Source organism: Paenibacillus sp. FSL M8-0212, from assembly GCF_038004645.1.
Taxonomy (GTDB): Bacteria; Bacillota; Bacilli; order Paenibacillales; family Paenibacillaceae; genus Paenibacillus.
Genome location: NZ_JBBORP010000001.1, coordinates 3,699,551 through 3,714,380 on the forward strand (window position 1 = coordinate 3,699,551; position 14,830 = coordinate 3,714,380).

At 45.7% G+C, this 14,830-nt stretch carries 8 protein-coding genes; all 8 read left to right on the plus strand.

Annotation, left to right across the window (positions count from 1 at the left end; translation table 11 throughout):
- The first annotated feature begins 81 nt into the window (after window positions 1-81).
- The 8 genes from MKX68_RS16385 to MKX68_RS16420 all read left to right on the plus strand — a co-directional run bounded on the left by MKX68_RS16385 (window position 82) and on the right by MKX68_RS16420 (window position 14,694).
- A complete protein-coding gene (locus tag MKX68_RS16385) occupies window positions 82-4,929 on the plus strand; it encodes an RHS repeat-associated core domain-containing protein (protein ID WP_340912961.1) in 4,848 nt (1,615 codons plus the stop codon).
- Between the two features lie 22 nt (window positions 4,930-4,951).
- The gene (locus MKX68_RS16390) at window positions 4,952-5,356 is read left to right on the plus strand and encodes a hypothetical protein (protein WP_340912963.1); all 405 of its coding nucleotides are present in this window, start codon (window positions 4,952-4,954) and stop codon (window positions 5,354-5,356) included.
- A gap of 144 nt (window positions 5,357-5,500) precedes the next feature.
- Window positions 5,501-5,704 (plus strand): RHS repeat-associated core domain-containing protein, encoded by a 204-nt coding sequence (locus MKX68_RS16395; protein ID WP_340912965.1) that lies wholly within the window; start codon window positions 5,501-5,503, stop codon window positions 5,702-5,704.
- Between the two features lie 208 nt (window positions 5,705-5,912).
- Window positions 5,913-6,389, plus strand: a complete 477-nt coding sequence (locus MKX68_RS16400; protein WP_340912968.1) for a hypothetical protein — start codon at window positions 5,913-5,915, stop codon at window positions 6,387-6,389.
- A gap of 814 nt (window positions 6,390-7,203) precedes the next feature.
- The gene (locus MKX68_RS16405) at window positions 7,204-8,466 is read left to right on the plus strand and encodes an S-layer homology domain-containing protein (RefSeq protein WP_340912970.1); all 1,263 of its coding nucleotides are present in this window, start codon (window positions 7,204-7,206) and stop codon (window positions 8,464-8,466) included.
- A gap of 243 nt (window positions 8,467-8,709) precedes the next feature.
- The gene (locus tag MKX68_RS16410; RefSeq protein ID WP_340915405.1) at window positions 8,710-9,240 is read left to right on the plus strand and encodes a SecY-interacting protein Syd; all 531 of its coding nucleotides are present in this window, start codon (window positions 8,710-8,712) and stop codon (window positions 9,238-9,240) included.
- 682 nt (window positions 9,241-9,922) lie between these two features.
- The gene (locus MKX68_RS16415) at window positions 9,923-11,179 is read left to right on the plus strand and encodes an S-layer homology domain-containing protein (protein WP_340912972.1); all 1,257 of its coding nucleotides are present in this window, start codon (window positions 9,923-9,925) and stop codon (window positions 11,177-11,179) included.
- A gap of 32 nt (window positions 11,180-11,211) precedes the next feature.
- The gene (locus tag MKX68_RS16420) at window positions 11,212-14,694 is read left to right on the plus strand and encodes a DUF5704 domain-containing protein (RefSeq protein WP_340912974.1); all 3,483 of its coding nucleotides are present in this window, start codon (window positions 11,212-11,214) and stop codon (window positions 14,692-14,694) included.
- Window positions 14,695-14,830: the final 136 nt, after the last annotated feature.

A 14,830-nucleotide genomic window follows, 5' to 3' on the forward strand; every position in this document is an offset into this window, starting at 1 on the left:
TTTAGAACAATAAGCGGTGCAAATCATGAGAAGTATCTATTGAAAAAGTATATCCATTGTACATAGAAAAGAGGAACAGCCATGAAATTGGAAGTCAGCCTATCTGACCTGAAGCGGACCTCAAAAAGTCTGAACGGAGCCGCGGATGAGATGGGGGATCTGCGCGCGGACCTGAATCGGTCCATGAACAGCCTAAGCTATAAAACCCTCAGTCAAGGTGGGGTACAAAGTACGTTCACCCACCTGATGCGGGAACTGGACGGCTTGCAAAGCAAGCTGGAACTGTTGTCGGAGTTGACCCGCCGCAAACGAGAAGAGTATGAACAAGCGGATCGGGAGGGTAAAAAATTCAACTGGGGGAAGCTGGCGAGCTTCCTCACCTTTGCATTGGGGACAGTGCTGGATTTCTTGCCTGTCGTCGGCAATGTGAAAGGGATCATCGAGGCCATCACGGGTCGGGATCTGCTCACGGGAGAGAAGCTCGCATGGTACGAACGAGGTCTTGCCGTGCTGGGGCCGCTGGGGAAAGGAGCCAATAAGGCCGCTTCCCTCTTCAAGTATGCGGATGAGGCGCTGGAACTGACGGGAAAAACCGTGAAACATGCGGATGACGCTGCAGATGCAGCAAAAACCGTCGGTCGCAACGCCGATGATGCGATCGATGCGATCCCGACCAGCCCGAACAAGGCGGGCGTACCCGGGAACTCGACCCGAGAAGCCGGAGAGGATATTGCCGGAGCGACGCCGAAGTCGACCAAGGCAGGCGAAGCCCCCGCGGGCTCCAGGGATACAGGTGACGCGCCGATGACAAGTAACAAACCAACGGGCAAAGCAGACGATGCGCCAAGTGATGCCGGGTCCACACGCCACGATACGGGACTCACCGATGCCGAGAAAGCAGCGGCTGCAGCAGGAACGGCGGCAGGAACGGGCTCTGCAGCGGCCGCTTCGATGATAAAGAAGACACCCGGAGGTAGTGCTCCGAAAGGCGTAGATGCGCCAGGGGCGCCCAAGTCGAAGGATATCGAAACTTCGTCGCAATCCCCCTCTACGGGTCGAAACACCGAAACGCAGAATGTAACCAAATCCAACAAAGAAAGCTGTCCGGGTGATCCGATCCATGCGGCTACCGGTTATCAGTTTATGAACCATGATATCCTGACGCTGCATGGGGCTACCGATTGGCCCTTGACCTTGATCTACCACTCAGGCCTACTGCAACGAGGGGAACTGGGACCCGCCTGGACGCACCAATACGGACTGCGATTGCATGTTCAATCGTCGGTTCAAGATTCAGCTGAGCACGCGCCTGCCGTGGACGTCTATTGGACAGTAGGACGTCACAACCAATTCATCTATCAAGCCGATGGAACCTATCGAAGTTCAGATCTCGATGTGTATTGGGACGTGCTCGAACGGGAAGATGAGGGTTGGAAACTGACAACGCGTGAGCCACGTGAGATCTATCGATTTACCGAAGAAGGACAACTGCTCAGTCACACGCAATCCAGTGGCCTAACCCTGGACATGTCTTATCAGGCAGCGGGTCGCCTGATGACCCTAACCGATCGGGCAACCCAGCGATCCCTGCATCTTGACTATACCTCGACAGGCGAACTGAAAGAAGTGAAGGATGCCCTGCGACGTGTAACATTTGAATACAGCTCGGAGGGCGTATTGGTTCGCGTGATCGAGCCGGGGGGTGTAGTAACCGACTTGGTTTCGGATGAGGATGGACGGTTGATCTCCCTGACGGAGAGTGGCATCCTCCAGTTTACGAATACCTTCGATGCATCTTACCGAATTGTGGAGCAGACGGATGCGGCCGGAAGTAAATTCCAGTTCCAGTACGATACCGAGAGCCACCCGGGTCAGACGTGGACTACCGTGACCAATCGGCTGGGTCAGGCGCGCATCCTCGTGCATGATGACGCCTTACAGCTCCTCGAAGTGCATGCCGAAGATGGCGGTATAACTCGATACACCTACACGCCGCAGGGACAGATGGAAAGTGTCACCAACCCACTGGGCGAAACCACGACGTATGTCTATGATGAGGATGGGCATCTGATCCGCGAAATCGACCCAATGGGTCATGAAACGGAATATCACTATACCGCGCACCACCAAGTCGCGCGTGAAACGGATGCCGAAGGTGGCGTAACCCGCTACCAGTACGATGATCAACAACGTCTGGCCGAAGTGACCCGTCCAGATGGCAGTACAGGCAAGTGGACCTACACCGAAACAGGACAAACGGCCACGTACCAGGACTTCACGGGAGCCATCTGGACCTATGTGTACAGCGAGACAGGTGAGCTGCAGCATACGCTGGATCCGGAAGGCCGACGTTTACAGGTGGGCTGGGATGAAGCAGGCCGACTGATCGAACTGAAGGACGCCGCAGGAAGTGTGAGTCGCCGGAGCTACGATGGTGCAGATCGCCTGACATCCATTACCGACCCGCTGGGACTGACCTGGCAGACCGTGTATGATGCCAGTGGGCAGCGGATTCGGGAGACCCGTCCGTCTGGGGCCTCCATGCAGTATACGTATACGCCGAACGGGGAAGTGGCGAGCATCACCGATGCGCTCGGTCACACCCTGCAGTATACCTATGATGCCGAAAACCACCTAATCGCCGAAACGAATGCCCTCGGTGAAGCCACGCAGTTATCCTATGACACCGCAGGTCGATTGCAGACCGTGACCGATGCGTTAGGACACATCACGAAGTATCACTATGATGGCGCCGGTCGTCTGGTCTCCGTCATCGATGGCGAAGGTCGGACCGTCCAGCAACTGACCTATGATGCGGCTGGTCGCCCCGTGGCATGGCAGGATGGGCTCGGCCACATGACGCGGCTACGGTTCAATGCCCTCCATCAACGCGTCGAAGATACTGACGCGGATGGGCATACCCGCCATTATCGCTACGATGCCGCGCACCGCCTGACCGAAGTCATTCAGGGCGAAGGCGCAGATGAAGTGACCTATCGCCAGACATGGGATGGGGAAGATCGGAATACGAGCTATACCGATGCCAGTGGAAACGAGACCCGTCTAACGTATGACCGCAGTGGCCGCTTGCTGCAGGAAACAAATGCGGCAGGTGCACGGACGGCGTATACGTATGATGAACGCGGCTGGCTAAATGCCAAGCTGGATGCCAAGGGACAGGAAACACGGTACGCGTATGATGCTGCGGGCCGCCTGATCCGTGCCACGGATGAAGCAGGAGAAATCGTGCTGACCTACACGCCGGATGGACAGGTGACCCGTGTGCTCGAAGCCGAGCAGCATGAGGAACGAACCTACGATGCGGCAGGCCGATTACTTACCCGAACCGATGGGTTTGGACACCTGCTGCAATATGCGTATGATGCGGCGGGCCGGATGACGGCGCTGACCTATCCGGATGGCAAAGTGGTGCAGTATCGTTACCAAGCCACGGGTGAACTGGCTGAAGTGAAGGACTGGAACGGCCGCTTGACCCGGTACCGCTATGATGCAAGCGGGAAGCTCATCGAGACTCGGCGCCCGAACGGCAGCCAGGAGCAACGGGAGTATGATGCCGCGGGCCAACTGACTCGCCTGACAGATACGAGCGGACAGGGCATTCGTTTACAGCAATTCAAGTACGCATACAGCCCAAGCGGCTTGCTGCTGAAGGAAGAAAACAAACAGTACACGTACGATACCTTGAAACGCCTACGCAGTGGCGCTGAGCCAGGTCGTGTTGTACACTACACGTATGATTCATCCGGGAACCTGACAACCGAACAGATGGGGACATCAGAAACGGAATACACGAGTACTTCACCAACGCAGCATCTGCACTATACCTGGGATAACCGGCTTCAGCGGGTAGGGGACTATCCGGTGGAGATCGATGCCAACGGAAATTTGCTGTATACGACCGATGGCAGCACCGCTTCGGCCTACGAATACGATGCCCGAAACCGTCTGGTGAAGGCAGGGAAACTGAAGTATCGCTACAACCCGCAGGGAGACCGGATTGAACTCGCCCAGCGAGGGCAAGTGACCCGCTATGTGATCGACGATGCACATGAACTGAGCCGGGTGCTGATGGAGCTGGATGGGGAAGGGCATGTGAAATCCCGTTACATCTATGGTCTGGGGGTAATCGGACGCGAAGATGCAGATGGCACGTATCTGAGCTACCACTACGATCTGCGCGGCAGTACAACTCTCCTGACAGATGAGCAGAACCGGGTGACGGATCGCTATACGTACGGACTGTACGGCGAACTGGAGCAGCATGAAGGCGTCACCTCGCAGCCGTTTGCGTACAATGGGCGAGACGGGGTCATGACCGATGCGAACGGACTGTATTACATGCGAGCGCGGTACTATGATCCGAAGCTGAAGCGTTTCCTGAACCGGGACGTCATCCGCGGGGAGATTCAGGACGGACAGACCTTTAACCGCTATGGGTATGTCAACGGGAACCCGGTGAGTTACATCGATCCGTTAGGGTTGATGAAGTGTGAGAACGAACACTATGTTAGATATGGTTCTGAGAAAGAGGCTAGGGATTCACTGGATGCAAAAGGATTGGTACCTAAAGTTCATGATAACGGAACGGTATCAAGAGGGAGTAAATGGATTTCAGAGAAGGGGAGTACAAGAGATCCTCGAGATCTTGGAGACCGAGAGAATTATACACACACAATCATGATTGAAACTAGAAAAGGAGCAAAAGACTGGCTCCAGTCAAAAGGGATAGACTTTGAAGATATGGTTGGGGGAGAATCCAAGTATACAAATCGTGTTGTAATCAAATCCAAAAATGAAGCAGGCTCATATGGAGTGGGATCTGGCCTGTTGGATGAGTTTAATAAGGACTGGGTTGTTAAAATCACAACAGAGAAAATTCCTACTTCTAAAAAGAATAAAGGAAGATAATAACTAATGGATGGTGAGAAATATGTTTCAGAATAACAGTGAATTTTTGGACAAAATTAGGGAGTACACCAAAGAATTAGTTAAAAAAAGCGAATTAGAATATAGTCAAGAAGATTTTGAAAAAAGTTTTTTAATGCAATCCTCTCATACACCCTTTAATGTTGATGCTGTACAAAAGATGGAATATGGAAGAGTTGAAAAAGAGTATGTTACTGATGAATATAAAAAAATATATGGATTAAAAATAAAAAAGAAAGCTATTCTTTTAACAGATATCATGTATTTTATTGAAGGGGAGAAGAAAATAATTAATGCAATTGAGAGCGAATTTCCCGAATTAAATATTGATGAAATTAAGGCTGCGTTACGTGTAATGATGATATTCATGCGAAGTATTGAATGTGATGAAATCTTAGAAGGCGAGTAGAACATACTTTTTACTAGCTACAACGATCCAATCCTACGGCTACATGGATATAGGGCCATGGTGGCAACTCTGGTCAAGTAAATTAAAACCTTGATGGGCATATTTGCCTGTCAAGGTTTTTTTGAATTTATGAGTTTAGTCAATATGAAGGAAGTAGTCTCCAAGCATTTTTCATATAACAGCCTGAACGGGAGCATGACCAATGCGAACGCAATGTATTACATGCGGGCACGATACTATGATCCGAAGCTGAAACGGTTCCTGAATCGAGACGTGATTCGTGGAGAGATTCAGGATGGGCAGACGTTTAACCGGTATGTGTACGTCAATGGGAATCCGGTGAGTTAAATCGATCCGCTAGGGTTGATGAAGTGTGAGAATGAGATAACTCTTAAATATGATAGTGAAATGCCAAAACGTGAATCTGAGAAAAAGGCTAATAAGTTAAAGGAACTAGGTGATCAAGGTCTTTAATACAAAGCACAAAAGCCTGTATCAAGGGATCTTACCTACTGGTACAAAAATTAAGATTAATATTCAATTGGGAGGAAAGTAGATGGATGAAAAACTTGACGACTTAATAATGAGGGTAAAAGAAGAACTGAAAACTGAACCTGATAGTATTATTTATGGTGAATTATGTGAAGGTGCTACAGCTACTACAATGGATAATAAAGTCCTGAAACTGTACTTTGAGTTCTTGGGAAAATCTGATGGTGCAAGATGTGGAGCAATCGATTTATGGTCGATTAATGAATTAGATGAGCATCAATATCGGGTTTCTGATTTTATAGGAGGAACAGAGAAATGGATGGAAGTAGGGCAAGTATTGTACGAGCCATTAGTAATTGATAAGCACTCTGGACAAGTATGCTTTTTTAAACAAGGATATTCAGCAAGCGCTGAGAAAACTTTTGGGGATTTTAACTACTTCCTTTTTAATTATGTATTTGGTCCAAAATATGGAGAACTCGTACCTGATGTACATCTAGATGATTGGTACCAATTTCTCAAAAGGATAAATTTGGCATAATTCTCAATCGCATAAATAGGAATTTTCTTTCTTTAGAAAAACTTAGATAATTTATCTACAACTAACAGTCAAAAGCGTACTAGATGTAATATATTTGAGAAGGTGTAGCCAGTGAGAACGAAACTGGCTACTTTTCTTGTAGCGATGAATTGTCGAAAGATGTTGGAAATTATAACTTTTTGATTTTAAAATTAGTAAATATCTTGGGATAATAGAGTTAGAAGGGAAAAGAAGAAGTGCAGACGTTAGCAAGAGCTCTAAAGTAACTTCATCAATATGGATTGAACATAGAAATATCTTTAAAATTATTTCTATCAGATCTATTGAGGGGTTATGAGGAGAAATACAATCCAGGGGAAGATTTATTGATTGTGTTAAGTGTGGCATGCTTTATGCTATTATACAATTTCATTTTTTTATCATGAGAGTCTATGTTGTGAGTAGCAAGTACATACGTAAAGTATTGAGTGTTTAAGTAAATAGGGTAGAGGGGAGGCGCTAATCCGTTAAACAGTGAAGTTGGATGTTTTAGTGAAGAGATAAAGCATTCAATAGAGATATATCAAAAAATGCTAGAAAGGTAGGAACATTATATGTGGATTCAGGAGTATTTATACAAGGAGAAATAAGTCTTAATACCTATGAATGGGCATCGTGATATGGTAAAATATTCATGGAACTAGAATGGGATATATTGCTTAGTGAACTATTTTATTTAAATAAGTCCTATATATTTGATAATAGCATAATAGTAGATTCAAGAAAAAAAGATACATAGGCATGAAGGTTCCACAGAAAACAATAAAAATGGAGCGTGAACGATTTGAAAAAAGTAACACAACTCATATTAAGCGGTGCATTGGTAATTGGAATGCTTCCTTTTACCGGAAACACCAGTCAAGCAGCCGTTACCTCATTTAAAGATGTGCCTACGAGCCACTGGGCGAAAGCATCGATCGATGCAGCGGTAGCAAAAGGTTATTTCAAAGGATATAGTGACGGTACATTTAAGCCTGGGGCGACAGTAACACGTGCGGAATTTGCAGCATTGCTAGCCCGAGTGGCTAAAGGGACGCCGGAAACAGAGCGAGCTAATGTGTTTAAGGATTTGACGGGGCATTGGAGTGAGGCAGAAGTTAATCGTGCGGTATCATTTGGATTTCTGAAGTCTTCGGATTATCCGAATGGGTTTAAGCCAGGCACGGCTTTGACACGAGAGGAAATGGCGAAGTGGCTCAGCTCAGGACTTGCAGCTCAGGATGAGGATTACAAGCAAGCGTTGAAGGATACAGAAAATACGTTGGTGCCTGTGGCAGAATATTACAAGGGCGGGTTGAAGAAAGCAGCCTATCCCTATGTGTCGGTGGTATTGGGAACCGGATTGATGGGAGGGTACCCAGACGGTACGTTTGGTCCGGGGAAAACAACGACACGAGCAGAGGCGGCTGTGATTTTATCACGATACGAACAGGTGCAGGAAAGTAAGGCAACTTCGTATAGAGATCTGAATGAAATGCGCGAGGTAGGTCTGACAGGAACAAATCTGACGTCTGCAACACCATACATATATCTAAAATCCGAAGAGAGTATTAGTTCGAGTTTTGATCGTATAGTGGGCAAGACAGTAAAACTTCGTAACAATTTAGGTACAATGACCCCGCATCGGATGATTGTTGCTGATGCACAATCCAAGACAAGTATTAACAATCTTTATGGTAGGATGTTTATTGATAAAGATTATAGATATCCCATTAAAGAAGGATATTATGAGGTTTTCATTGAAGTGACCGTAACCCCTAGTAGTAATAATTTAAAAAATTTAACATTTTACCAGGAGGTTGCTAACGTATTTACAACGGTAAACAACTTCAATAGTGGAACAGTGGATAAATACGGGATAAATAATCTTCCCGTTGAGGACTATGTAAGCTCTGGATTTTTTAAAGAAAAAGTGGATCGAAAGTTTTGGATGAGATTTGGATTGGCCAGAACTTCTGACGGATCCTCATCAGACAGTTGGAAAACTTTTTTCATTGATAATAATACAAAAGCGTCATTTAGTCTTCCACTAAGATGAAAGTTACGAGAAGAAAGAAATTAATTACACCTTTAATCCTTGCTATTGGACTTGTGATGGTTCTCATTGTTACAGGTGTTTATCATGCTAGTGCAGCAAGTTTCCGAATTGTATCCTAGTTCGGGCGGCATACACAATGTTGAAAAAGAAGCAGGAGCTTGGGGTAGTGATAGCCAATATGCTGAAATGCTAGAAAGATTCTTAAATAAGTAAAGGGTGATAGATGTGTCCATAAAAGAAGCGATGAATCAATATTTTTTATTAAGGAAGTCCCTCGCTGAAGGAGGATTAGATTTTTTATTTAAAACACCATTTGATGAAGATGTAGAATCTCTTATTTATTATGGAAAAGTTGACGAGAATGATTATATCTCTTGGAGACCTGTCAAAAAAAAAGAAATTTATGATTTTAGCTCACTAGAAGAAAAATTAGGCATTAGAATGCATGTATCTGTCATTGAGTATTTTAATTCGTATTGGTTTGCAGATTTAGATGGTTTTATTACTGACCATTATATAAAACTAGAGTCTGTACAGCAAACAACAGATATAGAATCTTACTTCAACTTACTTGTGGGATACAAGCACAAGCACAACCACAACCACGATAACAAACTCGAGCACATTCCTATAGGGATAGAGGGTAACGGGCTTATTGTTGTGGTTGATAATCAGAATGGGTTAGTCAAACTTGAGGATTTCGAACGAAAATCATTTGATGTAATTTCAGAGGGCATTGAGCAATTAATTGTAACTCTACGATTACAAAAATAAATATTCAAATTATCATTGTTCGCTCTTAATTAAGTTATCTCGTTACATCTTGCAGGTTGATCATAGTTAAATCCCACTATGATTAATCTGTTTTTTTGTCATCTGATTTTCAAATAATACCACATTCCAACATCTGAATCAGTCAGGAACAGCTGGAGTATGACGAGGTAGCCAATTATTTAACCTTACGGATACGAGCTTACTGGGAATTCGTTTACAGAAGTTCAAGTAGAAGTACAGTCTATCGGAAACCTGACTACGAGTAGGCCAAGAAGAAGGGGCAGATGAAGTGACCTATCGCTAGATATGGGATAGGGAGTACGGGAGTACGAGCTAAATCGGTGCTAGTGGAGATGAGACCCATCTATTGTATGACCGAAGTAAGATTTGAAAACTTAAATGAAAATTCTGTTTTAATTTTAGCGTTTATTAGAACCTACTTAGGGTTAGTAATGATTTATTTGATTCAATAGACCTATATTTTTTGAGTCTATAGTGGTAAAATATTCATATAAATGGCATTTTTGATTGGATCTTAGGTTATAGATATCCTAGGCATAGGATAACATTTTGAAACTACGGAAGGTCTTAAAGAAAAACGAATATAAACGGAATCAAACAGCAGACTTAAAAAATGTACATAAGTATGAAGAGATCAAGGGAGAAAAAATAAAAATGGAGCGTGAAAGATTTGAAAAAAGTAACACAACTCATATTAAGCGGTGCATTGGTCATTGGAATATTCCCTTTCACCGGAAACACCAGTCAAGCAGCAGTTACCTCATTTAAAGATGTGCCTACAAGCCATTGGGCGAAAGTATCGATTGATGCAGCAGTAGCAAAAGGTTATTTCAAAGGATATAGTGATGGCACGTTTAAGCCCGGAGCAACAGTGACGCGCGCAGAATTTGCAGCATTGCTGGCCCGAGTGGCTAAAGGGACGCCGGATACGGAGCAAACTAATGTGTTTAAGGATTTGACGGGGCATTGGAGTGAGATAGAAGTGAATCGTGCGTTATCCCTTGGTTTTCTGAATTCTTCGGATTATCCGAATGGGTTTAAGCCAGGCACGGCTTTGACACGAGAGGAAATGGCGAAGTGGCTTAGTTCAGGGCTTGCAGCGCAAAATGAAGATTACAAGCAAGCGTTAAAGGATACAGAGAAAACGCTGGTGCCTGTGGCAGAATATTACAAGGGCGGGTTGAAGAAAGCAGCATATCCTTACGTCTCGATCGTATTAGGAACTGGGTTGATGAGTGGGTACCCCGATGGAACGTTTGGTCCAGGAAAAACAACGACACGAGCAGAGGCGGCTGTGATCTTATCCCGTTACGATCAAGTGCAAGAAAGTAAGGCCGATTCTTACAGAGATTTGAATGAAATGCGTGAGGTAGGTCTGACGGGAAGCAATCTGACTACAGCTACACCATACGAGTATTTCACAAGAGAGGATGGGACCGCAGAAAGCTTTGATCGTGTAATTGGAAAAAAAGTAAATCTACGCAATAATCTAGGAACTATAACTGCCCATCGCATGATTGTGGCTGATGCACAAACCAAGACTATGATTCGAAACTTATATGGAAAATTATTTATTGATAAGGATTATCGATACCCCTTACGTGATAGTTATTATGAAGCTTTTATGGAAGTAACGGTGACTCCAAATGGAAACAATTTAAGAAATCTAGCATTTATTCAAGCAGTGGGAGATATTTTTACAACAGTCGGGAATTTTAGCAGCGGGACTAAAGAAAAATATGGAATCAACAATTTGCCAGTAGAGGAGTATGTTGATTCAGGATTTTTTAAAAAAGGAGTTCCTCGCACGTTTTGGATGAAGTTCTATCTTAGAAGATCAGCAGGCACGTCTGTGAGCCAATCCATGTTGGCATTTGTAGTTGATAAACAAACTAGTACTTTCTTCAGAATTCCATGAACAATGTAATTAGAGGATTAAAGAGAGGCTTATTGTTTTTTTTCTTAATTAGTCCATTACTTATTACAGCTACAACGGAAAACACTGTAATTGCAGCTGATGATGTAGCCAAGATATTAAAAAAAATTGTTGTCAGTCCAGATCTGGAAGATCGGAAAGATTTAGAAGACTTTGCTGCACCTGTAGCCCTTCCTGAGGGACCAACGGGTTATCAAAAAGTGGTTAGAATCTTTGAAGGGGTCAAAACAGCTAATCCAGGGGTGTACTGGTACCAGATTGATAGTCTCAAGTGGATTGCAGAAACGTCTTTTGGAAATATTCCAGCGAACTATGTTGAGGACGGAGACAAGTATGCACCTGTGAAAACATCAGTTCGAGATCAAATTCAGATGGCAAATAATCCGGTGTATGTGCCTGATAAGTATATAGATCAAACTAAAGCTCAAGTGGCTTCGGATGTTGCCATCCCTAGCCCACATATTGTGAAAGTAGAGACAACGGAAGTACAAGGCTGGAACTCCCTTATTACCAATCTCGAACTGGATTCTACAAAGAAAATAGTAACCTTAACTTCGGATACAGGAAAAAAAGATTCGGATTTATATGTACAGGAATACACAAAAGATTATGGGAAAAATCCCAGTGGAAAAATCAAGTACAGTACCTTATATTTAACGCCTTTAAATATAACATGGCGAAGTAAGTGGACGGAGCAGAAAAAAATTCGACTTACAGGTACTCAGCGATTAAAAAAAGATGAAGAAGCCAATCTCAAAGGTGAAGTGGCTACGATGAGTCATGGAGCTAAGCAATTTGGCAACTGGGTAGATATCTCCACTCGTTCGGGTGTGGAATGGAAATCAGATCAGGAAGGTATCGTTGAGGTGAACCCAAGTGGAAAGATTAAAGGCGTAAGCCCGGGAACCGCAAAAATCTCCGTTCGATGGCAAAGTGGTAATCCATACGAATATGACCTAATTGCATACTTAAACGTTACCGTAGGAGATGGTCCGATCCAGCATGAGCCAGGTGGGACCGCAGGCTGTACATATACCATCAATCCACCCAATGAAGTAGCCTCACCACAAACTGCATTTATGGAACCAGGTGCCCAAGGGCATATTCTGGCGGATGATCCAACGAACGGCATTCATTTTGATGCCACGCGCGGGATCCCGACTTCGGAGCACTTGTATGCCAATACGTGGGCGATGAACTATTTGTTCCAGCATACCTTTGGAAAACAGCAAGGTACCATAACCTATGATTGTACCGCGGAACTTACATATGCCCGGACCTGGAAAGTGAAGCAGCCTAACCTGCCAGGACCGAATGGTACGTCTATCCCGCAACCCGATACCGAGGATTCGGATACGGTCGACGTGACGTACACGTTCGGCTTTGACCGAAACTATAGCTACTGGAAAATTAATAACGTCGAACTGTATTCGATCGAACAGGCGAAGATGGAGAATTATGCTCTTCCTGACGGAAGCCGGATTACACTCTGGCCCCAGGGATACACACCACCCGACCTGGAGATGGAGCATGAGGAAGACGTGGAGATTCATGTCATGCCGCAGGAAACAGGAGAAATCAGCTATGTTCCCGAGGTACTAGCGACTGAGGGGTACGAACCGCTTGATGTACCTGATGATACGGAGTTACTGAAAGGGATGGCCGAAGACCAAACGGGTCCACCCGATGTGAAGAATGATGCACTTGACTTTACGTGGGAAGGTTCAACCACGAAGGTAATGGATGGCAGCACTGTCGTTGAAAACGGACCGGATCCGACGCAAATCCCAGCACCGACCAAGATCGGTTCGTATAAAAACACCGGGGAGCAGGTGCTCTATGAAGATCGGTTGTTGATTCCCCGGACACTCTTGAATAAAGCGGATACGGAGTCCACAGGGGAAATCCAATATGCCCTCCATCCAACCACCTTGGGAGGCAGTGGAGGAAAAACGTTCTCTGTCGATCCAATCAACACCGTCACCGTCCATACCCCAGTCGTGAACTACTCGCTTGTCTCGGATGATCAGCCGCATAACCAGAAAACGGTGCCGAACATGGACCGGTCTGCGCTCATTTTGGAGCGACCATTCACGGTTCGCATCCCGACCAGCGGACAGCATCTGGATGCGGGATCCTATCCGGGATATGGCGATCGGGATTACGCTAAATATTATCGGATCAAACAAGTGCGGTTTCCTTTTGATGTGTACAGTGCCGACCGAACGCAATTTTATCCACGAAATACGTGGATCGATATCCAAGTACCTGTACTGGATACGACCTTCTATCTGCCGGTATGGGTGGATGAAGGAGACTACCAGGTGGAATTCCGGAATATCGCTGAAAATGCCCCATCGCATTTTAGTACCGAGCCGGAGATCGACGCCCAGCCCGATGCCAACACAGATCTGTACTACCACGCCGCTTCGGACGAAGTCTCCGTGGAGGTCATTGGGCGACTATATGACTTTGAGATTACCGATATCGCTGACTATAACTGGGAGCTGGTCTTCCGCCGTTTCAAGAATAGCATTGCGCCCACTTGGATCAGTTACTGGACCGGTACGCAGGATATTGACGGAGACAAGCGGGGGAACAAACCCCAGTTTACTGTCCCAATTCGTCCGGGCAGTCACCCGCTGCAAGGGTACCAGAATGTGGCGGTGAAAACGGGATACCACTTCAAGTTTGACTTTAAAACAAAAGGCAACATGTTCGGCCCACGAGACGGCATTCGTCTCACGCCAACCTTTGATTTTGTAAGTAAGGATGGAAGCGAACGTGTGCCTGTTGATCTGTATTACTCCACCAACCAGCGTAACTTTATTCGCATCGGTTCGACAGAAGATCAAGTGAAGCGGTTCGTGATTTTGAACGATCGGCTACGTCAAGTTCCGTCCGAACAACTGCGAGATACAGCGACGTACAAATACAACCGATATGGTGAAATCCATCCGGGGATGATGAGTGAACGAGCGTACCAAGAGTACTATCGAGACAAATTCACGAAAATGAAAACACCGGTAGGTGGATATAGCCTGCTCTTGATGCCAGAACAACTGCGAACGTTTATTGGTCCGAAAACGAATATTCCCACCACCGCCAGCGCAGATGTCCTGCGTGCGAATGCAGCCATTCAACAATGGTATGGGGAATACAGTCTACCCGCCGAGCCCTATGTGGTGCAAGCGGGCACAAACTTGGCTGAGTATGGACGTACGCATGGCGGACTAGATGCTAAATCGCCAATCTTCCTGAAGGATGGGTATATCGTGGTGAACTTCAACTTCGAGTCCATTCGAGAGGGAAATCTGGCGGCACCGCATCTGCAGTATATCCATGCCCCACTGATGAATCAATGGTTGTTGGAAGGATTCCAGCGTGAGGTAGAGGATAGCTACGGAAACAGCTTTAGGTTGCGGGACGGAGACGTAGTCTTCTACCATGCAGATCGCTCCAGCCGGGATGATTTTAGTGCGCAGGTACCGCATTAGTTTCAGATGTAGAAAAGAGAAATAGCAGGATATAGTCTAGTTAGAGAGAACGTTGTAGAGCTTATGCGGTATGCCTTACGGTGTACCGCATTTATTTAGAACGATGAGCAAAGTAAGAAGTATCAATTTAAAAAAT